Origin of the sequence: Flavobacterium frigoris PS1 (assembly GCF_000252125.1) — a bacterium.
Lineage (GTDB): Bacteria > Bacteroidota > Bacteroidia > Flavobacteriales > Flavobacteriaceae > Flavobacterium > Flavobacterium frigoris_A.
The window spans coordinates 141,609-163,699 of record NZ_AHKF01000022.1 but is presented as its reverse complement, the minus strand read 5'-3'; the positions used below and the strand labels follow the sequence as shown (position 1 = coordinate 163,699).

The 22,091-nt window shown below is 34.1% G+C and carries 19 protein-coding genes and 1 pseudogene; 9 read left to right on the top strand and 11 right to left on the bottom strand.

Annotated elements, in window-relative coordinates:
- Window positions 1-35 precede the first annotated feature (35 nt).
- Window positions 36-761 (top strand): 3-deoxy-manno-octulosonate cytidylyltransferase, encoded by a 726-nt coding sequence (gene kdsB / locus HJ01_RS14655; RefSeq protein ID WP_007139261.1) that lies wholly within the window; start codon window positions 36-38, stop codon window positions 759-761.
- 423 nt (window positions 762-1,184) lie between these two features.
- Here kdsB and pgl read toward each other — a convergent pair whose 3' ends face one another.
- The 6 genes from pgl to HJ01_RS14625 form a co-directional block, all read right to left on the bottom strand.
- Complete coding sequence (gene pgl / locus HJ01_RS14650; RefSeq protein WP_007139259.1) at window positions 1,185-1,904, bottom strand: 6-phosphogluconolactonase; 720 nt, start codon at window positions 1,902-1,904, stop codon at window positions 1,185-1,187.
- Complete coding sequence (gene zwf, locus HJ01_RS14645) at window positions 1,888-3,447, bottom strand: glucose-6-phosphate dehydrogenase (protein WP_007139258.1); 1,560 nt, start codon at window positions 3,445-3,447, stop codon at window positions 1,888-1,890. Before zwf ends, pgl begins: the two co-directional genes overlap by 17 nt.
- Before the next feature lie 17 nt (window positions 3,448-3,464).
- Window positions 3,465-4,871, bottom strand: coding sequence for an NADP-dependent phosphogluconate dehydrogenase (gene gndA, locus HJ01_RS14640; RefSeq protein WP_007139257.1), 1,407 nt, complete (start codon window positions 4,869-4,871; stop codon window positions 3,465-3,467).
- Window positions 4,872-4,948: 77 nt separating this feature from the next.
- The gene (gene hxlA / locus HJ01_RS14635) at window positions 4,949-5,590 is read right to left on the bottom strand and encodes a 3-hexulose-6-phosphate synthase (protein WP_007139256.1); all 642 of its coding nucleotides are present in this window, start codon (window positions 5,588-5,590) and stop codon (window positions 4,949-4,951) included.
- Window positions 5,591-5,633: 43 nt separating this feature from the next.
- Window positions 5,634-6,200 carry a 6-phospho-3-hexuloisomerase gene (gene hxlB / locus HJ01_RS14630; RefSeq protein WP_007139255.1) on the bottom strand — a complete coding sequence of 189 codons (567 nt, stop codon included), beginning with the start codon at window positions 6,198-6,200 and terminating at the stop codon, window positions 5,634-5,636.
- A 282-nt stretch (window positions 6,201-6,482) separates the two neighbouring features.
- On the bottom strand, window positions 6,483-7,370 hold the full coding sequence (locus tag HJ01_RS14625) for an AraC family transcriptional regulator (RefSeq protein ID WP_007139254.1): 888 nt from the start codon (window positions 7,368-7,370) through the stop codon (window positions 6,483-6,485).
- A gap of 1,064 nt (window positions 7,371-8,434) precedes the next feature.
- On the opposite strand from HJ01_RS14625, the pseudogene HJ01_RS14620 reads away from it, so the two are divergent.
- From HJ01_RS14620 to HJ01_RS14610, 3 genes and pseudogenes are all read left to right on the top strand, one after another.
- A pseudogene (locus HJ01_RS14620) lies at window positions 8,435-8,703 on the top strand (cytidylyltransferase domain-containing protein); the annotation flags it as partial.
- A 139-nt stretch (window positions 8,704-8,842) separates the two neighbouring features.
- Window positions 8,843-10,156 carry a M16 family metallopeptidase gene (locus tag HJ01_RS14615; RefSeq protein ID WP_007139251.1) on the top strand — a complete coding sequence of 438 codons (1,314 nt, stop codon included), beginning with the start codon at window positions 8,843-8,845 and terminating at the stop codon, window positions 10,154-10,156.
- A gap of 4 nt (window positions 10,157-10,160) precedes the next feature.
- Window positions 10,161-11,561 carry a M16 family metallopeptidase gene (locus HJ01_RS14610; protein WP_007139250.1) on the top strand — a complete coding sequence of 467 codons (1,401 nt, stop codon included), beginning with the start codon at window positions 10,161-10,163 and terminating at the stop codon, window positions 11,559-11,561.
- Window positions 11,562-11,647: 86 nt separating this feature from the next.
- Here HJ01_RS14610 and HJ01_RS14605 read toward each other — a convergent pair whose 3' ends face one another.
- Together HJ01_RS14605 and HJ01_RS14600 are read right to left on the bottom strand one after the other, a co-directional pair.
- Complete coding sequence (locus tag HJ01_RS14605; protein ID WP_007139249.1) at window positions 11,648-12,358, bottom strand: potassium channel family protein; 711 nt, start codon at window positions 12,356-12,358, stop codon at window positions 11,648-11,650.
- Between the two features lie 64 nt (window positions 12,359-12,422).
- Window positions 12,423-13,088 carry a spermidine synthase gene (locus HJ01_RS14600; protein ID WP_007139248.1) on the bottom strand — a complete coding sequence of 222 codons (666 nt, stop codon included), beginning with the start codon at window positions 13,086-13,088 and terminating at the stop codon, window positions 12,423-12,425.
- 62 nt (window positions 13,089-13,150) lie between these two features.
- Here HJ01_RS14600 and HJ01_RS14595 point away from each other — a divergent pair, with 62 nt between their 5' ends.
- Complete coding sequence (locus tag HJ01_RS14595; protein ID WP_040474004.1) at window positions 13,151-13,702, top strand: 1-acyl-sn-glycerol-3-phosphate acyltransferase; 552 nt, start codon at window positions 13,151-13,153, stop codon at window positions 13,700-13,702.
- A gap of 37 nt (window positions 13,703-13,739) precedes the next feature.
- On the opposite strand, the gene HJ01_RS14590 is transcribed toward HJ01_RS14595, so the two are convergent.
- Complete coding sequence (locus tag HJ01_RS14590) at window positions 13,740-14,216, bottom strand: helix-turn-helix domain-containing protein (RefSeq protein ID WP_007139246.1); 477 nt, start codon at window positions 14,214-14,216, stop codon at window positions 13,740-13,742.
- A 311-nt stretch (window positions 14,217-14,527) separates the two neighbouring features.
- Between HJ01_RS14590 and HJ01_RS14585 the strand changes: the two genes are divergently transcribed.
- From HJ01_RS14585 to HJ01_RS14570, 4 genes are all read left to right on the top strand, one after another.
- Entirely contained in the window at window positions 14,528-15,682 is a 1,155-nt protein-coding gene (locus tag HJ01_RS14585; RefSeq protein ID WP_007139245.1) for a M14 metallopeptidase family protein, read from the top strand.
- Between the two features lie 77 nt (window positions 15,683-15,759).
- Window positions 15,760-16,239 carry an Lrp/AsnC family transcriptional regulator gene (locus HJ01_RS14580; protein WP_007139244.1) on the top strand — a complete coding sequence of 160 codons (480 nt, stop codon included), beginning with the start codon at window positions 15,760-15,762 and terminating at the stop codon, window positions 16,237-16,239.
- A 98-nt stretch (window positions 16,240-16,337) separates the two neighbouring features.
- The gene (locus HJ01_RS14575; RefSeq protein ID WP_007139243.1) at window positions 16,338-18,923 is read left to right on the top strand and encodes a phosphoenolpyruvate carboxylase; all 2,586 of its coding nucleotides are present in this window, start codon (window positions 16,338-16,340) and stop codon (window positions 18,921-18,923) included.
- Window positions 18,924-18,934: 11 nt separating this feature from the next.
- Entirely contained in the window at window positions 18,935-19,450 is a 516-nt protein-coding gene (locus tag HJ01_RS14570; protein ID WP_007139242.1) for a DinB family protein, read from the top strand.
- Window position 19,451: 1 nt separating this feature from the next.
- On the opposite strand, the gene HJ01_RS14565 is transcribed toward HJ01_RS14570, so the two are convergent.
- Entirely contained in the window at window positions 19,452-19,928 is a 477-nt protein-coding gene (locus HJ01_RS14565) for a DNA-deoxyinosine glycosylase (RefSeq protein ID WP_007139241.1), read from the bottom strand.
- 9 nt (window positions 19,929-19,937) lie between these two features.
- Window positions 19,938-22,052 (bottom strand): DNA helicase RecQ, encoded by a 2,115-nt coding sequence (recQ, locus tag HJ01_RS14560; RefSeq protein WP_007139240.1) that lies wholly within the window; start codon window positions 22,050-22,052, stop codon window positions 19,938-19,940.
- Between the last annotated feature and the right edge of the window lie 39 nt (window positions 22,053-22,091).

Below are 22,091 nucleotides of genomic sequence, written 5' to 3'. Positions count from 1 at the left end.
AATAACCGAATAGTCCAGCAATCTAAAATACATCCATGAAAATAATAGCAGTTATTCCCGCCCGTTACGCTTCAACACGATTTCCAGCAAAACTGATGCATGACTTGGGAGGTAAAACAGTGATTTTAAGAACCTATGAAGCCGCCATGAGTACGCAATTATTTGATGATGTTTTTGTAGTAACGGATTCGGATTTAATATATAATGAGATTGTTTCGAATGGAGGAAAGGCCATTCGTAGTATTAAAGAACATGAATCGGGGAGTGACCGTATTGCAGAAGCAATTGAAGATCTGGACGTGGATATTGTGGTGAATGTGCAAGGGGATGAACCTTTTATCAACGAGGAACCTCTGGCGAAATTAATCGAGACTTTTAGGAAAGATTCGGCAAAACAAGTTGATTTAGCTTCCTTGATGCGAGAAATCAAAGACCAAGACGAAATCAATAATCCTAATAATGTAAAAGTTGTAACGGATCAAAATGGATTTGCACTGTATTTCTCCCGTTCGGTAATTCCGTACGCACGGGAAAAAAATGTAGGAGTTCGCTATATGCAACATATCGGGATATACGCTTTTCGCAAACAAGCTCTATCTGACTTTTACAGTTTACCAATGAAATCATTGGAGGCATCCGAAAAATTAGAGCAATTACGTTACCTAGAATTTGGAAGACGAATCAAAATGATTGAAACTACTCATGTCGGAATCGGAATCGATACGCCGGAAGACTTGGAAAAGGCCAGGAGAATGCTTTAGTAAGTCTTGAAAACGAATGAAGGAGAAACTATATACCAACAATTACAAAAGTTGAAAGTCAATAAATATTTTAAAGGTAGGCAGTAAATTTTATTTAGGATCTAACTTGTAACCAACCTCAAGGGACAGTGGAACACTGTTTTATTGAACAACCATATTTGCTAAACTTTATTGAAAAGAGGACTGCAGGGATAACCCTGAAGCAGTTAGTTTTTTTTAAACCTTGAAAACTAATTTATTTTTGGAAATAAATTAGTTTATGGGCAGCAACTTTAGCTGTGAATCTTTTATTACATTGAAGTTTGTTACAGTAGAGAAGTAGATATTCTACTTTAAATTTTGCTGATGCGGAAGGATTTAACTATCAAGTTAATTATAAAAATAGCATTTTACAAAAACGTAGTTTTCATTAACATATCTAAATTAACTGCTGCTACTTGTGGCATCTTTATCGGTTAAGAATAATAATTCTCCATCTAAAGGTTTAATTAATTGAGTAGGATATTTTTCAGGATTATAAGCTCCATGTAAAACTTCGTTTAGGGCATGAGCTTTATTTTCCCCGAAAGTCAATACTAAAATCTGCTTTGCTTTATTAATGAGAGGTGCAGTTAGGGTAATTCGAAACATAGTTTGTGGCTCTAAATAATAGGCCGATACCCACTTATGCTGTTCTTGCAATACGGCTTGCCCTGGAAAAAGAGAAGCAGTATGGCCATCATCGCCCATTCCTAATAAAATAAGGTCGAACTGTCCGTCCTCGCCAGTTATATTTTTAATAGATTTTTCATATTCCAAAGCATAATCCTCAGGAGTAACACCTTCTCTATACATGGGAAATATATTGTTTTTTGGTATGCTTACATGACTTAAAAGACAATCGTATGCCATTTTCGCGTTGCTGCGCTCATCATCAAGGGGTACCCAGCGTTCGTCGCCCCAAAAAATAAATATCTTTTCCCAATCTATTTTTTCCTGATAGGCGGGTGTTGCTAAGAGTTTGTAGACAGCTACAGGCGATGAACCTCCGGTAAGAGCTACCACAAAGCGGCCCCGCTCCAGTATCGCATTTTGTGCAGCAGCTACAAATATATTGGCTGCATTAGTAGTTATTTCTTCTTTATTATTAAATATACGTACCATCTAGTGCTTCTTTTTGTTTTTGCTCTTCTATTTTTTCTACTTCTTCATTTAGGGTATTTGACGCCCAAGAATGACCCTGACGGGCTAGTAATTCATTTGCTGCTTCAGGACCCCAGCCCCCGGCCTCATATTTGTGTAGACTTAACGATTGATCATTTTCCCACGCTTCCTGAATGGTTGTTACAACATCCCAGGCTTCTTCAACCTGATCGGAGCGCATGAATAGAGTAGGATCTCCTTGCAAGGCATCTAATACTAATGTTTCATAGGCTTCAGGTGATTGAGTAGAACATGAAAAATAATCGAAAACCATCTCTGCAGGTTTTAGCGAAAGTGACAGACCAGGCTTTTTTGTCATAAATTGCAATCTAATATCCATTGCAGGCTGAATATTTATAATTAAGCGGTTTGGCATCATACCTTCTTTTCCAAAAGAAAAAGTAGAATGGGGTACTGGCTTAAACTGTATGACAATTGAGGATTGCTTTTCTTGCATTCTTTTGCCCGTGCGTACATAAAAAGGAACACCTTGCCAGCGCCAATTGTCAAGATAAAACTTCATAGCCACAAATGTTTCTGTATTAGAGTTTTCATCAACTCCCTTTTCTTGAAGATATCCTGATATCGTTTTCCCCTTTACCAACGCTTTTTCGTATTGGCCTCTCACCGTGTAATGTTTTACTTCTTCTGGTTTTATTCGACGTATCGCTTTTAAAACGTCAGCTTTACGGTTTCTGATCTCATCTGCTTGTAATGATGTAGGTGCTTCCATTGCTACCATAGTCAAAATTTGCATCAGGTGGTTTTGTATCATATCTCTTAAAGCTCCGGCGCCTTCATAAAAACCACCACGGTCTTCAACACCTACTTCTTCCGCCACAGTAATCTGCACAGAATCAATGAAGTTACGGTTCCAAAGTGGCTCAAACATGGAATTTCCAAAGCGGAAAGCGAGAATGTTTTGCACTGTTTCTTTGCCTAAATAGTGATCTATACGGTATATCTGTTCCTCATCAAAGGTTTTTGATAACAGTTTATTTAGCAACTCTGCAGAATTTTTATCGTAACCAAAAGGTTTTTCAATAATAATACGATCTTGATCCGGATTAGCGGCAAGGTTTAATTTTTTAATATTATTGGAAATCGTTTCAATGAAAGAAGGCGCTATTGATAGGTAAAAAAGTCGGTTGGCACGTTCTCCAAAAGACGAATCTATGGCATCCAATTTTTGTTTCATTAGCAAGTATGATTCTTCTTTGTCGATATCATTTTGCAAATAAGTTATATGTGAAGCAAATTGCTCAAATTCTTTTTTGGAAGCTATTTTATTTCTGGAAAACTCGGTCAGATTATCGCTCACATGACTTCTGTATATTGCATCACTGTTTTTTGCCCTTCCAAGCGCAATGATCTCAAACTTTTCTGGCATACGACCATCAAGGTAAAGATTATAAAAGGCGGGGAAAAGCTTTCTTTTTGCTAAGTCACCCGTAGCCCCAAAAACAAGAATGATGGTAGGCTTTATAGTATTGAGATTATCCATTATGTTCCATTTAAAATTTAGTCATTCCACTCAGTGTGGAATATACCATTAGTATCTGTACGTTCATAGGTATGAGCCCCGAAGTAGTCGCGCAATGCCTGTATTAAGTTGGTCGGAAGTTTTTCTGAGCGGTAAGCATCAAAATAGGCTAAGGAATTCATTAGACCTGCTATAGGTATACCTTTTTGCACTGCAAATTGCACTGTAGACCTTATATTGGTTTGATTCTCGTTTAAAGTCTTAGCAATGCTATCATCGAGAAGTATGTTTTTCAGTTCCCCATTTTTGGCATAAGCCTGACGGAAATCTTCCAATAGTGTGGACCGAATAATACATCCACCGCGCCAAATCTTAGCTATTGTCTCCAGATTCAGCTCATAATTGTACTCTTTTGAAGCTTTGGTTAATAAGGCTAATCCTTGGGCATAGGTAATTAAAATAGAAAAATATAAAGCCCCTTTAAGTGTTTCTATGGCCGAAGGCAGGTCAGTATTGGTTTGTTCCGCATTCCAAATTAATTTTGAGGAAGCCTCAATTCTTTCTGGTTTGTTTTTAGACATTTCCCGCATTGCTAAGGCAGCATCTACTGTTGAAAGGGGAACTTCTAAATCCATGGCATTTTGAGAAGTCCATTTTCCTGTTCCTTTGGATTTCGCCCAGTCAGAAATTAGATTTATTAATAGCTGACCGTCGGTATCTTTTTTCTTTAGAATGTGTCCTGTTATTTCAATCAGGTAGGATTCGAGTTCGGTGTTATTCCAGTCTTCAAATACTTTTTGAATTGTAGTATCGTCTAATTTGTATCCGCGTTTCATAAGATCATATGCCTCTGAAATAAGCTGCATAATTCCATATTCAATTCCGTTATGAGCCATTTTTACGTAGTTCCCCGCAGATCCGTTGCCTAAGTATTCTACGCAAGGTTCCCCATTAACTTTTGCTGCTATGGATTCAAAAATAGGGCGTAATCTTTCATAAGCTTCTTTATTACCACCGGGCATAAGACTCGGACCAAAACGTGCTCCTTTTTCGCCCCCTGAGATTCCCATCCCAAAAAAGTGGATTCCTTTGGCCGATAATTCTGTAAATCTTCGGTCGGTATCCGTAAAATAGGTGTTTCCGCCGTCGATAATAATATCCCCTTTATCTAGGTGAGGCAGTAGATTGTCAATGACATTATCTACAGGTTTTCCTGCAGGTACGAGTATCATGATAGCCCTTGGCTTTTTAATAAGTGCTACAAACTCTTCTACAGCTGTTGTGGCTCTAATTCGGTGTTGGGAATTTGCTTCCTCTGTAAGAGAAAGAACTTTATCCGCATCTAAATCTAATCCAGCTACAGCATATTTTTGGTCGGCCATATTTAAGAGCAAATTACGTCCCATTACTCCAAGGCCAACTATACCAAAATCGAAAGTATTCATAATTAGTATGTAAATTTATTATTAGAAAAAAAAAGGCTGGACTCTATAAATAAAGTCCAGCCAAAATTAATCAATTATTAGGCTACAACAACACTATTTATAGCTTCTTTTAATGCCTTTGCAGCAGCAGCAGGATCTTCAGCACCGTAAATGGCACCGCCCGCAACAGCTACATCTGCACCAGCAGCTACAACATCCTTAATTGTACTAATGTTTACACCACCTGCTACAGAGAAGGGAACTTTTGCTAGTCTACCTTCACTAATAAGTGTTTGTACAGAATATCCTGCTAATGTTTGTTCGTCAAGACCAGCATGTAATTCTACAAAAGCAACTCCAAAAGCAGTTACTTCTTTAGCTCTTTGTACTCTGTCTTTAACTCCAATAGTATCAACTACTACTTTTCTACCATATTTTGCTGCAGCTTCTACCGCGCCTTTTACAGTTGCATCATCTACAGCACCCATAACGGTTACTAGATCTGCTCCAGCTTTGAATGCAATCTCTGCTTCTAGGAAACCGGTATCAGCAATTTTCATGTCTGCAAAAATTAATTTGTCAGGGAAAGCTGTTTTCATTGCTGTTACCACACTAAGTCCTTCCGATTTAATAAGCGGAGTACCTAATTCTATAATATCTACGTAAGGTGCTACTTTATGTGCTAGTTCTAATGCTGCTTCTGTAGTAAGTAAATCAATTGCGACTTGTAATTTTGTCATGTCTAAAATGTTTAAAAAAATTAATAATATAAAAAAAAAATCGTTATTCCAGGTTGGCGTGTTTGGGCCATAAATCTTCTTTGGTCAATTCTGATTCTTGCCAAAGCGACATAAAGACGCCTTCTAGGATAAATAATGTAAACTGTTCAAAAAGGCTGCCTGCATACTGCTTGGAGACCGAAACTCCAAAGTCTGTTTTTGTTGCCGCTTTTATGAATATGATGTGGTCTGCCACTTCTGCTAATTTGCTTTCTGCATCGGCAGTCAGCGCAATAACTGTGGCTTTTTGTTTCTTTGCTTTCACCGCTGATGAGAGTACTGAAGAAGTAGTGCCGGATCCTGATGCCAGCAGTAACAAATCTCCTTCAAGAATGGCAGGTGTATTTGTTTCTCCTACTATGAATACCGTATAGCCTAAATGCATAAACCTCATGGCTGCCATTTTTAATGCAAGTCCGCTTCTCCCTGCTGCCATTACAAAAATTCGTTTGGCTGCTTTAATTTCGTTAACCAAAACCTTTATCTCTTGAGGATTAATCTCATTTGCTAATTTTAGGTTTTCCTCTAAAATAACATGTAGATTTTTGTTTGTCAAAGTATTAGTATTCATTTTGTTTTATTTTTAAATAAGCGATGCGCGCACCCTATCATTCAAATTAGTACACCAATGAAATTGGGTAATTTTGATCGATTTTTTTTTGAGTGTCTGAGGTATTGCCTGATTGAAATTACAAGATGCCTTTATAAATTTAATTTTTTCTATTCAAAATTAAATGGAATAATAAAGCTGTAATCGATTTTTTGCCTCAGTAATTAACCTCTATTTTGAATAGTATTAATTACTGAGGCAAAGATAGATCAGAAGGGAAGGAGGGGTGTTATATATACAAGACTATGCGGTATAAATTTGCGCCAGGCCGTTCTGAAGGTCCGTTGGTGTTTCCTTTAGTTTTGCTTTTACAAATTTATTAAGTGCAGATGGGGAACTGAACCCAAGGTCAAATGCGATTTCTTTGTGAGAGAGATCAGAAAATAATAGTTGTCGTTTAATTTCTGTAAGGATTCGATTATGGATAGCATTTATTGCAGTTTCTCCAGAATATTTTTTATTTAGTGCATTGAGCTTTTTAGTACTGATAGCCAATTTTAAAGCATAGTATTGTACAGTACGCTCGGTTTTATATTGATGGTTCAAAAGTTTTTTAAAGGCAATATAATTGCTTTGGTCCGGACCTTGAGTCTCTGGATGTAAAACAGGATGTTGGCCGTGTATAGACTCTATGAGTCCTAAAAGGAAAATTTTGATGTAAAAACGAGCCTGTTCTTTTTTAACAAGACTCGGGGCGTTGTAAATATCCTGTATATTGTTAATAATAGGGAGCACCTTCTCAAATTCAACACTAGAAAGGGCGGTGCAATTAAGGTGGACTGATAGGTTAACATTGTAAGGACTAAGTTCATTTTTCAATATATCAGAGCAAAATAATACTTCTTCAAATAAAATAATTTTACCAGACAAATCAGTAGTCATATGTGACAAAAAGTGGATTTGATCAGGAAATATAATAGATATTTTTCCTGATTTCAATACATATGCTTTGTCTTCGATATGTACTTTAATATTTCCAGACTCCACTATAATAATACAAAAATGATCCTTTTTATGTGGTTTCAAATAATCTTCAATGCTTTCCGTACCAAGATCAAAAGCACGAAAGGACAAATTTTTATCATTCTCTTTTTTTATATTTTTCTTAATTTCAAACCTTTTTAAGTACATAGGATATTTTTTATATAACTGCTAAGCGTGCTAAAATTAGCAACTCTAATGCATCAAGTTCATTGTAATTTAATGTTCAATAATACTCGTCACCATATTTTATTAAATTCAGTACACCTATTTTTTTAATAGACTCGTAATAAGAAACCAGAGTGTAAAAAAAAGTAAGAACAAAAACAGTTTGTAAATGTACTCTTTTCATAATTTTAAGAGAGAAATTTAGCTTAAAATTTGGCTTAAGTTAGATTCAATAGTATTTTTAGATGATTAGTTAGGAAATTTAATTTTTAAATGTTGGGTAGTAAAACGGTCAAACTGACTACTTAATTCCTGCGTAAATCAACTAGCTGTTTCACATCAAAAGATATTTGGTCAGTTCATATATAATAAAAAGTAGCAACGGACAAGTTGGAAATCATAAAAAAAGCGAAAGGTGCAGCCAATAATAAAAAAACAATTAAAGTTTGAATTGTATTCTTACTTTTAAGGCTTTGACAAAATATTAAAAATTAACTACAAGAGAGTTAAATTTTATTTTGACATTTAACAAAAGCAGCTGTTTTTTATTCGTATTCCGGAGTTGAAATAAGATAATGGAAAAATTTATTATTTAGAGCAAAGAAAAATTCCATTAATTGATTGACCATTTGAAGAAGTAAATAAAAGCGACAGTTTAAATCAATTTAGCTGAAAGTAATTAGTTATTAATTTAAAAATAATTTTTAACTATAATATATTGGTACACCTATTTCACTTGTTATAAAAAAAGAGCTTGCTAATAGATAGGCCTCAACTCATAAATCAAAGGATCAAATTGATGACAGTTTTTTCATGAATTCGTAATAGCTGTGTTGGAAGATAATTGATTAGAAAATAATTTAAGCTTTAAGCATAGTGTTATGGTATTAAAAAAACATACTTGCAATCATTCCCACCCGTTAAGTATCGTCACGATTTTTCGCAAAATTGATGCAAGATTTAGTAGTGGAAACACTAGTGTTATGTAGCAATGAAGCGGCAAAGAGGACTAAGTTGTTTGATAATGTTTTTGTATCAAGATAGTCGCATTGTATTTTTCTCTTGTAGTAATCCCATATCCAAGATAAAAAATGCAGGAGTTCGCTAAATGCAACACATCGGGATATATGCTTTTCGCAAACAGGCTTTATCTGACTTATACAGTTTACCAATGAAATCATTGGAGGCATCCGAAAAATTGGAGCAATTACGTTACCTAGAATTTGGAAGACGAAACAAAATGATTGAAACTACTCATGTCAGAAGTGGCATCGATACGCTTGAAGACTGGAGAAAAGCAAGAGGAATGCTTTAAGACTGCTTTCATTTTTTTATTGATTACTTCAATGACCAGAAAAATGCTATAAATACACTTCTTAAGTAAGTTTAATCTTGTGAATTTTAAAATACTCAATTAAATTTATTAGTTTTATCGGTAACTAATTTATTTACCGATGAAAAAAATAATGTTCCATCTTTTTCTTTTGCTACCCTTAATAGGACAAGCACAAATGAAAGCAGATGATGTAAAAACGTTTACCTTGACAAATGGAATGAAGTTTCTTGTAGTGGAAGACTTTTCTATCCCAAATGCCAATATGTATTTGTTCTACAAGGTGGGAAGTCGAAATGAGTATCAGGGCATTACAGGTCTGTCCCATTTTTTTGAACACATGATGTTTAATGGTGCGAAAAAATACGGTCCAAAACTCTTTGATCGCACGATGGAATTTAATGGAGGGGCAAATAATGCCTATACCACTGAAAATGTGACAGTTTATACTAATTGGTTTCCGGCATCAGCTACAGAAGTTATATTTGATCTTGAAGGCGATAGGATTTCTAGTTTAAGCATCGACTCTACGATGGTAGAAAGTGAAAGAGGCGTTGTGTTAAGCGAGCGTCGTACAGGTCTTGAAAACTCTCCTTGGAGACTTCTATCTCAATCTGTGCAAGCAACAGCATTCCAAGAACACCCTTATCATTGGCCCGTTATCGGTTATGAGGATGACATGAAAAACTGGACACAGCAAGATTTAGAACGCTATTTTAAAACATATTATGCACCTAACAACTGCGTCGTTGTGGTATCTGGCGCAATAAAAATGGAGAAAGTCAAAGAGTTTGCGAAGAAGTATCTTGAACCAATTCCGGCTCAAATTGCACCACCTCAAGTTCACATTGTTGAACCTGCTCAAACTGGTGAACGAAGAATTACAGTTAAAAAAGAAGTAGCAACTCCTTACCTTATGATTGGCTACCACACACCTGAGTCAAAAAGCGAAGATTACTATGCTTTGAATATTCTTAGTTCTGTTCTTTCTAGTGGTAATTCATCACGTTTGTACGCATCATTAGTAGATCAAAAACAATTAGCCACGCAGGTATTTACTGATTTTGGAGACAGTTTTGATCCTAGTCTTTTCAATGTATATGCTGTTGCTAATAAAGACGTAAAGGAATCAGATTTAGAGCAAGCAGTTTATGCGGAGCTTGAAAAAATCAAAAAAGATGGAATCAGTGAAAAGGAGCTTCAGAAGATAAAAAACCAGAAATTAATGGAGTTTTATGACCAAGTAGAAACCATAAATGGAAAATCAAATAATATAGGTACTTACGAAGTGTTTTTTGGTGACTATCGAAAAATGTTCAATGCTCCGGCTAATTACAATAAAATCACAACGGCGGAGGTGCAGAAAGTTGCCAATAAGTATTTTACGAAAAGTAATAGAACGGTAGGTATTTTAAAAACAAATGTAGAAGAATAAAATTATGGAAGGAATCAAGCACAAAATAATGATATTCAGCCTACTGCTGATAACTAGTATTACCGTTTCGGCCCAAAGCTTTAAATTACCTGATTACAGTAGCTTTAAATTAGCCAACGGTCTGACTATCTATTTGATGGAACAACATGACGTGCCTGTAATTAGTGTTTCGGCTATATTGCCTGCAGGAGCAATTTATGACTATGATAGGTCAGGTGTAGCATCACTTACGGCTACCGCACTTAAACATGGAACTAAAAATTTCACAAAAGAAAAGATCGACGAAGAGTTAGATTTCATAGGGGCTAATGTTGATACTTACGCATCTAAGGAATTCTCTGGTCTTTCGTCTAAATTTGCCGCTAAGGATAGGGATAAAGTACTGGTAATTATCAAGGAGTTATTACTTAATCCAGCTTTTGATGCAGCAGAGTTTGAGAAAGAAAAAAGTCGCCTTTTAGTTCAGTTAGAGCAACAAAAAGAAAGCCCAAGATCAGTTATAGGACCTTATTTTGATACTCTTTTGTATGGGAATCATGCCTATGGAAATGTGATTAATGGTAATAAGGCTACCGTTGGAAAATTGACTGTAAATGATTTAAAAGATTTCTATAAAACAAACTATAAGCCTAATGGTGCTGCAATCACTGTTGTAGGAGATTTTGTTAGCAGTGATATGAAAGTAGCATTAAGCAAATTGTTTTCTGGTTGGGAAAAATCAGTTGTTGAAAAAGAAAACCCTGCATCAAATTCAATTAAAGTCCCAACAGAAAACAAAGTGCTTTTAGTAAATAAAGGGGACGCAAAGGAGACTACATTTTATATTGGATCAGCTGGAATTAGTAGAAATAATCCTGATTATGTTGCTATTGAAGTTGTTAACACACTTTTTGGAGGACGTTTTACTTCAATGTTAAATGATGAACTAAGAGTAAATTCGGGTTTAACCTATGGTGCTAACAGTAGATTTAATGCTTTAAAGAATGGAGGTTCATTTGTAATCAGCACATTTACTGCTGTTAAAACTACTGAAGCCGCTATTGATAAGGCATTGGAAGTTCTTAATAAATTACATAGTAATGGCCTCGACGAAAAGTCTTTGAGTTCAGCTAAGAATTATGTAAAAGGACAGTTTCCTCCACGTTATGAAACAACTGGACAATTATCCAGTTTGTTGTCGCAAATGTTTTGGTATAATTTTGACAAATCATTTATCGATAATTTCGAAAAAAATGTTGATGGTCTTGATTTGGCGAAAGCCAATCAAATAATAGCTAAATATTTCCCTAAGGATAAGCTGCAATTTGTGTTAGTAGGTAAATCAGAAGACATAAAGAAAATAGCTGAAAAATACGGTAAAGTATCAGAAGTGCAAATAGACGATGATATTAAAAAAAGGAATTAATAAATAAAAGTTAATAGCAGAAAAAGAGAGGATTAGTCCTCTCTTTTTTTGTTTATATAGTTTCGCATCTGAATAAAAAAGACTTTTTATTCCTTATTATCTTGATCAAAATAGCCTTTAGATTTTATTTTGGTTGAAAAAAAATTTAAAAATAAAACTACATAAAGCAAGACAAATAAAGCTTGCATACTAACTAAAAATCTGCCAAAAGGTTTAACGGGATAAAAATCTCCAAACCCTATTGTTGATGAAGTAGTAGCACTAAAATAAATGGCATCAAACCAATGCGTAAAAGGCTTATTTAAATAATTATCACAGCTGTACAAAACTGCAAAAGCAAATACCATTTCGATGTAATTAAAAAACAATAAAAGCATTGATCTTTTATACGAACGGGGTTTCGAAAATAAATCGGATGCGAAAATTAAAGTGGGGATGTATAAAACAGTTTCCAACATCACATAAACCATTACCGCAAGAATAAAAAGGTTGTTTTGCCATTGGTTAATCAGCATCAGTAAAGGCAGTGCCACTTTGAGTAGGACATAAAAATCTAAAGCCAAATCCTCGTATTCAGGCCCTTTTTTGGTAGACAGATATTTAATGTAAATTCCAGGGAAAAACAATACGGAAGAGGATAGAAATAAACGCACAATCTTTTCAATGCCATTGTCATCCTGATGGTCATTATTCCATATTGATTTTATATTTTGAATTCGCTTTTGAAAAGGATTGAATTTTGGTTTCTCTACTTTGGTGATATTTCCCAATAGAAGCTTACGTATAATTTTTTTCATCTGTTTAAGCTAAAGTTCAATCTAATTTACATCTAATTTTCTTTTATATAAAAGGAATATCTATTTATTGGTGTTTTTCAATTACTATCAATTCATTATGTCTCTCCACTCTTGGAATTGATTTAATAGCATAATCAACTTTATTAAATTCAGTGATGTATTTTGAATTCCTACTGTTGTGCTCCTCATTCAAAAGCATAGTATTAAAGAGAACGACTCCTTTACTCCGCAATAGGAAACATATTTGATCGGTAAAAAAAGTTTCATATAAAAAATTAGGCATCGTTGTGTCCTGAAAAACATCAATAATGATCAAATCGTATTTTTCTTTGGTTTTTAAAACAAATTCAAAGGCATCATCAATTACAACTTCAAGTTGTTCCACTTGATCCAAGTTAAAATATTGATTGGCTATCTTTATTATATTTAGATCGATTTCTACTCCGGTTATTTTCCCTTTAAATTTGATTTCATCAACTAATGTTTTTATGACGCTGCCACCGGCTACTCCTAAAACTAAAATATGTTCCATAGCCGCTATTTTTTCATAGCCAACAGTTTTTAATCCTAGTCTTAAAATTCGCTGCAAACTACCGTAGGAATAATTTGTGTTTTCTGAATCTATAACTAATTCGCCATTTGCCCAAGTCACTTCAATCGATTTACTAACTGCGGATTTAACGGTGTGAATTTTAATGGGAATAAAATAACTCAATATTTTTTTTATCATCAATAGCAGTTTTTATCAAAAATAAGTTTTAAATTATATATTTGACCCAAAATTGCCAAACAATGAAGAAACAAATTTATAAATGGATATTTTTCAAGCTCATGGGTTGGAAGATTGTGGGAACTATCGATGCGGACATTAAGAAATGCGTTATGATGGTTATGCCTCACACAAGTGCGCATGATTTCTATCTAGGTATATTTACAAGAGGCATAACAGGTTTAGAAATGAATTTTGTAGCTAAAAAGGAATTGTTTGGTTTTCCATTGGGTTATTATTTTAAATACATGGGTGGCGAACCATTAGATCGATCTGGTGGAATGAACAAAGTAGACGTGATTGCAGAAATTTTTAATAGAAGAGAAATTTTTCGTTTGGCAGTTCTTCCTGAAGGCACGCGAAAAAAAGTGGGAGAAATTAAAACGGGATTCTATTATATCGCCTTAAAAGCAAATGTTCCTATAATTCCAGTCGCATTTGATTTTGGTAAGAAAGAAGTTAATTTAGGAAGGCCTTTAATGCCATCTGGAGATATAGAAAAAGAAATGCCTATTTTAATGCAACATTTTGCAGGAGTAAAAGGTAAGGTTCCTGAAAAGGGATTTCAATTTTAATTTTTTATTGTAATAAACTCTAAAATTGCCCAAGAGCCTAATTTGGTTTAAATTCTTTAAAGGTTCCATCTTTATAAAAAAATACAATTTTTTCCACTTCCTCGGAAAGAGGTCTGCCTGCAACATTTTGAATTTCCTCTTTATTAGGACTTACTTTGTTTTCCTTATTAGTATCATTTTCTTTTGAAAATAAATTTTGAGGAATTAAAGGTTCGCTGATTGCATCAGAAGAAGAGGGTGTAATTTCTTTTTCCTGTTTTTCTTCCTGTATCTGAATTGTCTTATTATTTTTCGGAAAACTTCCCTTGCCGTTCAGAATCCAATACAAATCTACATCTGGAAATACATCTAAAATTTTAAGAATAAAATCTAGACTAGGTTTGTTTCTCCCTGAAAGGAGATGGGACAAACTGGATCGCTGTACCCCAATTTTATCGGCAAATGCAGAAGCGTTAAGACTGTAATAATCTAGTATTATTTCGAGACGTTTAATGAATTCTTCTGTGTTTACCATTGTAAATTGTAATTAAAAATAAGCTATTTACAAATGTAATTAAAATAGTCGTTAACACCAAAATTACAACTGTAAATAGTAAGTTACAAACAAAAATAAGTCAAGTAAAAGATTATTTGATATGACTTAATATACTGATAAATAATATTTTAACTGTTAAAAGAAAAACAGGTAACATTTGTTACATAAGCTAACATAATAGGCCCTTTTGATTAGCTTGATCTTGGTTACATTTATAATTTATGCACCAAAACAAGTGTTTACAATTGTAAAAATAAAGTTGTTTACTTTTGTAAATCAAATAATGTAACATGGATTTAGAACAATTATTCATTGATAATAAAGAAAAGTCTATCTCAGGTAGATACCTTACTTTAGAATCGATTGAACCTTTATTAGAGAAAATGAATACCAATAATCAACTTACGATTATTGGAAAATCAGTACTTGAAAAACCGATTTATAGATACCAAATTGGAGAAGGAAAAATAAAAATATTGCTTTGGTCTCAGATGCACGGAAACGAAAGTACCACCACAAAAGGCTTAGTTGATTTCTTGAATCTGTTAAACAGTGGCACTGAACTTGCAAAACAATTGTTAACTAATTTTAGTTTTTACTGCATACCAATGCTAAACCCTGATGGAGCAAAACTCTATACTCGTGCAAACGCAAATGGAGTAGATTTAAACAGAGATTCTCAAGATCTTAGTCAACCGGAAAGTAAAGTATTGAGAACGGTTTTTGAGTCTTTTAAACCGGACTACTGCTACAACCTACATGACCAGCGTACTATTTTTGGTGTGGGAAGTACTGGCAAGCCGGCTACAATGTCTTTTTTAGCTCCTTCGTATAATGAAGAAAGAGAGATTAATGAATCTCGATTGAAAGCTATAAATCTTATCGCGGGTATTAATACTGTTTTGCAAAAGTATATACCAAATCAAATAGGTCGTTTTGATGATTCTTTTAATATAAATTGCATTGGAGATACTTTTCAATATATGGGCGCGCCTACCTTATTATTTGAAGCAGGACATTTTCCTGAGGATTACGACAGAGAAAAAACGAGAAAGTATGTGTTTATGGCTTTAGTTTCTAGTTTTGCGATACTTAGCGAAAACGATATAGTTGACAATAGAATTGACAATTACTTGAGTATTCCTCAAAATAAAGTCGTTTTTTATGATTTTATATACAAAAATGTCAAATTAAATTATGATGGTGTTGAAAAAATCACGAATTTTGCTGCACAATACAAAGAAGAATTAATTGAAAATGAAATTTATTTTAATGCTTATATTGTAAAAATTGGAGATTTGGAAGGTTATTACGCTCATTTTGAGTATGATGCAAAAGAAGCAGCATATAAAGATGAATTTGGTAGGTTTCCGGAATTAAATCAAAAAGCCGATTTTTATTTAGAAAACAGCATTAAAATTGTTAACGGATTGATAAAAAAATAATTATTTATATCATTTTGTTATTTTTATGTATATTTTTATGCTTTGTTATAGCCATTAATAATGTTAATTAAAGAAATATGAGTAAGTTCCGTTTAGATGAAGTAGATCACCAGATTTTAGATATGTTGATAGACAATACAAGAGTTCCGTTTACGGATATTGCAAAAAAATTATTAATTTCTGCAGGAACTGTTCACGTTAGGGTTAAAAAAATGGAAGATGCCGGTATCATTATGGGCTCTTCATTAGTACTTGATTATGATAAATTAGGTTACTCTTTTATCGCTTATGTGGGAGTTTTTCTTAATAACACTTCTCAGACGAAGTTTGTTTTGCAACGCATCAATGAAATCCCTTTTGTAACGGTAGCTTCTGTGACAACAGGTAAGTTTAATATTTTTTGCAAGATTAGAGCAAAGGATACAAAACATGCTAAGGATGTTATTTTTATGATTGATGATATTGATGGAGTATACAGAACTGAGACTATGATTTCACTTGAGGAAAGCATTAACGATAAAAAGCGTTTAATGCACACGATCTTTAAAAACATGTAATACACTTGAACGCTATATTTTATATAACCTCAAGTTAGTTCTTGAGGTTATTTTTTTATAACTATTTTTCGTTAAACCAAACCAACTATAACAAAATTATGTATACACTACCCAAAATTGAACGTTTTAATGAAAACGTCCTTTCTAAATATAATATATACAATAGTGTTTTTATTACTTTACCCTTTCAATCGATAGATAATACAGGAGCTTTACTTCCTTTATTTACAGATGTTTGTGAAAGTGGCTTCAAGAAACTGGAAACACCTAAAGAAATCATAGAGTCTTTCTCTAAAAAATACCTACACAGCGATGTTGAGGCTGATAAAATTGATTTGATGTTTCGTTTTATACAGTATATTGAGCGTCAAATTGTTTTATTTGATGCTGTTGAAGATGCCGCTTTTCCTATTGTGAATAATATGGAGGGCAGAGGGTCTTTAAGAGATATTAAAGAGAAAGCAGACGCAAAAGGAAAGAGAGAAGAGCTAATAGGTTTCTTGGAAGATTTTAATATAAGAACTGTACTAACAGCTCATCCTACTCAATTTTATCCAGGTTCAGTTTTAGGAATTATCAATGATTTGACTGATGCTATTAGAGATAATAATCTACTTGACATCAAGGAGCTTCTAGCTCAATTAGGAAAGACTCCTTTTATAAAACAAGAAAAACCTAATCCATTCGATGAAGCAGTAAGCTTGATTTGGTACCTTGAAAATGTATTTTATAGCACTTCAGGTGATATGGTTCATTATCTTCAAAAAAATGTTTTCCATGGCAATTCGATTCAAAATTCATTGATTAAACTTGGTTTTTGGCCAGGAGGCGATCGTGATGGTAATCCATTTGTTACAACAGAAATTACTTTGAATGTAGCGGAGCGTTTGAGGACCTCTATTATGAAATGTTATTATATAGAAGTAAGAGGTTTAAAAAGAAAGCTAACGTTCTCAGGTGTTGATGTTTTGGTTGCTGAACTTGAATTTAAACTTTATCGTTCTGTCTTCTATTCAAAAGGTGAAATATACATTACTTTAGAGGAATTTAAAGCGCAATTAAACAAGATTAAAACAATAATAATCGAGCAACATCAATCGCTTTATTTAGACGAATTAGAAGCGCTTCTTATAAAAGTCAATTTGTTTGGATTCCATTTTGCAACTCTAGATATTCGTCAGAATAGTAGAATACATGATGCAGTTTTTAAAGACGTCCATGAGTTTTATTCGAATTCGAATACGGATGTTTTTCCGGAAAATTATTATGACCTAACAGAAGAGGAGAAATTTGAAGTATTGTCTAATGTAAAAGGAAATCTTAATTCAGCTGATTTTGAAAATGAAATCACAAGATCAACTATTGAGTCGATCCAAGCTATAAAGGTGATCCAAGAAAATAATGGTGAGCTTGGAGCTAATCGATATATTATTAGCAATAATGAAAGTGCTCTCAATGTTATGGAAACTTTTGCTTTAATCCGTTTAAGTGATTGGGAAGCCCCTACTGTTGATGTAGTGCCTTTATTTGAGTCGGTTGACGATTTAATGAATGCCCACAATATTATGGAGCAGTTATATACTAATCCAATGTATGCTGGTCATTTGGTTAACAGGGAAATGAAGCAGACTATAATGCTAGGTTTTTCTGACGGAACAAAAGATGGAGGTTATTTAATGGCTAACTGGAGTATCTACAAGGCTAAAGAAGAGCTTACCGCTATTTCCAGGAAATACGGTATTAAGGTTATCTTTTTTGATGGTCGTGGTGGGCCACCAGCACGTGGAGGAGGAAAAACACATAAGTTTTATGCTTCGCTAGGGCCAACAATCGAGAATAAAGAGATTCAGATTACTGTTCAGGGACAAACTATTAGTTCTAATTTTGGAACTTTAGATTCCTGTCGTTATAATTTAGAGAATTTACTAAGTGCTGGTGTTACAAATCAGGTATTTAGTAAAAATAAAAATGAATTATCGGACGAAGAGAAAGTAGTGATGGGTCAATTAGCTGATTTTGGATATGAAAAGTACTTAAGCTTTAAGAATCACCCAAAATTTATTCCCTATTTGGAGCAAATGAGTACTTTAAAGTATTACGCCAAAACCAACATAGGAAGCCGCCCTTCTAAAAGAAGCAAGTCGGCAGAATTAGACTTTAAAGACTTAAGAGCGATTCCTTTTGTGGGTTCTTGGAGTCAATTAAAGCAAAATGTTCCCGGTTTTTTCGGAGTGGGTACTGCACTCAAACATTTTGAAGATATGGGTCAGTGGGATAGAGTTCAGGATTTATATGATAATTCTTTGTTCTTTAAAACATTGTTAGAAAACAGTATGATGTCTTTGGCAAAATCTTTCTTTCCGCTAACAGCATACATGAAAAAAGATCCAGAGTTTGGTCCTTTTTGGCAAATAATATATGATGAATTCTTAGAATCTAAGAGGTTATTATTGAAGATTGCGGGTCATAAAGAACTAATGGAAAACTATCCTGATGGTAAAGCTTCAATTCAAATAAGAGAGCGTATTGTATTGCCATTGTTGACAATACAGCAATATGCTTTATTGAGAATTAATGAGCTAAACAAAGAAAGTGTTGCTAACGAAGAGTTGATAAAAGTATACGAAAAAATAGTAATGCGTTCTCTTTTTGGGAATACAAACGCAAGTAGAAATTCAGCATAAATAACATAAAGATGAAATCAAACCAATTACCTGTTACCGAATATGCGCCTTTTTATAAGAGCTATATTCAAGCTTTAGAGGATGTAGAATTGATAGAGGAGTTAGAGATTTGTGTGCATGAATTTATCAGATTTGTGCAGAATATTCCCATGGATAAATTTGATTACCGTTATGCGGAAGGCAAATGGACTATAAAGGAAATTATTCAGCACCTTATTGATGCGGAACGCGTTTTTAGTTATCGTGCAATGCGCATTTCTAGAAATGATATGACGCCATTACCTGGTTTTGAAGAAAATCATTATGTAGACAATACTAATGCAAATGCTAGAAGCCTTCAGGAGTTATTGACAGAAATGGCAGTTGTAAGACAGTCTACTTTGTCTCTATTTAAAAGTTTTTCAGCAGAACAGCTAAACATAATCGGAATAGCTTCTGATAGTCCAGTTTCTGTTCGTGCGATTGGTTTTATTCTTATTGGACACCAAAAGCATCACCAGAGAATTTATCAGGAAAGATATTTGTAAATTACTGAAAGTAGCTTGACCAAATTTTAAGCTTATTTTCAAAAGACATAGTATTTGCAGGACTTGTAGAAGGCATCACGTAATAAGTGATGCCTTCTTTTTGTCCAAATTTCTTTAAAAAGTACTTATGACTGTCCTTGCCGTTAAAGATTATTTTATTAATTGAAGGGTATTGTTCGAATAAGGATTCAAAATCATTTTCAGTTTGGTTTTTTATATGAACGTCTAAACTTCCTTTCCTCTCGCAGTTTTGTAAAACGTCCCATAGTCCAATTCGATTAAGTTTTAAAAATTCTATTTTTTCATTAAAAATTAGAGGAATAGGCATGTTATCAAACAGTGTATATATAATTTTCCAAAAATGATTTCTCGGGTGTGCATAATATTCTTGTTTCTCAAGAGAAGCAATACCTGGTATGGTTCCTAAAATTAGGATTTCGGTATTTGAACTTACAAAAGGAGTAAAGGAGGTTATCATAGTAATTGCTTAAGTTGGTCTATTTTCTTTTTCTATGATTGCCAAGGCTAACCTTATCTTGTCATATCCTAGTTTTCCTTCAAGATAGTCAAAATACGGCTTTAAGATAGTTGGATTTTCTAATTTTATACTAGCTTTGTAAACGAGTTCTACTTCCTCCTTGGATACAAATTGATTTAAATCTATTCTTTCACCGTCTACATATAATTTGGCTAAATGGGACATTATCGTTCCTAGTCCCAACTTTCTTTTCATTGCAATTTCATTCACAGATATTCCGCTTTGAAATAGAAGTAGTGTTTCTTTATAGGTTCCAGCTTCTTTTTTAGGTTTTACTGCTTTGTTCTTTTGAAATTCGATAATCGCATTTATAAATGCATCTCCATATTTCTCTAGTTTTGCCTTCCCAACACCGTCAATAGCGATCAATTCGACATCACTCATTGGTCTTTTAGTTTCCATTTGACGTAAAGCCGCGTCACTAAAAATCACATAGGCTGGAACGCTTTCCTCCTTGGAGATTTCGTAGCGCAATTTTCTTAATTTTTCGAATAGAGAGTTGGTTGCCGATTTGCTTTTTAGCTCTTTGGTATCTGTTTTTTCAACAGTATTTTTTTGTACAGTTGTTAATTGTACTTTGTCACCTTCAAATAAAACTTCGCGGGCTAATGTGGTGAGTCTTATTTTGTTTTGCTGATGAAACGCAATTTCGCAATATCCTTGATTAATCAGTTGGATAATGTATTGATTCCAGTCGTACCAAGATATATCAGCACCAACGGCATATGTTTTTAGATTTTGATATTCTTTTTCGAAAATATAGGCATTCTTTGATCCTCTGAGGAAATCAACAATTACGGGTAATGGCTCCAATTCCTTCAAACGCATAATGGCTGATAATGCTTTTTGGGCTATAATTGTACCGTCGAAAAAGGCGGGCGGATTTTTGCAAATGTCGCAATTCCCACAATTTTCGGTTACTAATTCTCCAAAATAAGATAGTAAGATTTTCCTGCGACAACTCAAAGCATCAGCATACTGCTTCATTCTTTCGAGTTTTGCTAACTGCACTTCGGCGTTTAAGCCTTGTGAAGCGAATTTTTGCAATTGAATTACATCACCATAACTTTCAAACAATATAGTTTCTGACGGCAATCCATCACGACCTGCACGTCCAATTTCTTGGTAATAACCCTCAATGTTTTTTGGTAAGTTATAGTGGATTACCCAGCGTACATTTGATTTGTCGATTCCCATTCCAAAAGCTATAGTGGCGCAAACCACCTGGCAGTCATCATTGATGAAATCATCTTGTGTTTTAGATCGGACTGTACTATCTAAACCTGCGTGATAAGCTTTAGCATTGATACCCGCTTTCTGAAGTTTCTCCGCAAGCTCCTCGGTAGTTTTTCTACTTAAGCAATAAACAATTCCAGATTCACGTGGTTTAGCACTAATGAAATCAACGATCTGTTTAACTCTGTCGAGTGCTGGACGAACTTCTAAGCTTAAGTTTTTTCTATCAAAAGAGGATATAAATGACTTAGGTTCTTTTAAGTTTAATTGTTTGCTAATGTCCTTACGTGTAGCCTTATCAGCTGTTGCAGTTAAAGCTAATATTGGAGTAGAAGGGAAGCGCTTTTTGAGATACCCCAAATTAGTATACGCCGGACGGAAATCATGTCCCCATGATGAAATGCAATGTGCCTCGTCAATTGCAATAAGACTTAAGGTTATTTGGCTAAATACATTTTCTAAATAGGATAAACTTTCAGGGGCAACATAAACAAGTTTGACTTTGTTGTTTATTAGATTCTGAATGTGCGATTGCTGTTCGGCATCTGTTTGAGAACTATTAATATAGCAAGCTTGAATTCCATTTGCTTTTAAACTGTCTACCTGATCTTTCATCAAGGCAATTAACGGAGAGATCACTATAGTTATTCCAGGAAATAGTAATGCTGGTAGTTGAAAGCAAATAGATTTTCCTCCACCTGTAGGCATAATCGCCAAAGTATCTTGGCCCGACAAAATTGCATTTATTACTTGTTCTTGATTTATTCTAAATTTTTCAAAACCAAAATTTTCCTTAAGTGTTTCATGTAATTTTTGAGATGTAATCATAAGGAATTATTGGGACATTAGGGGAGGTGCTAATTTAAA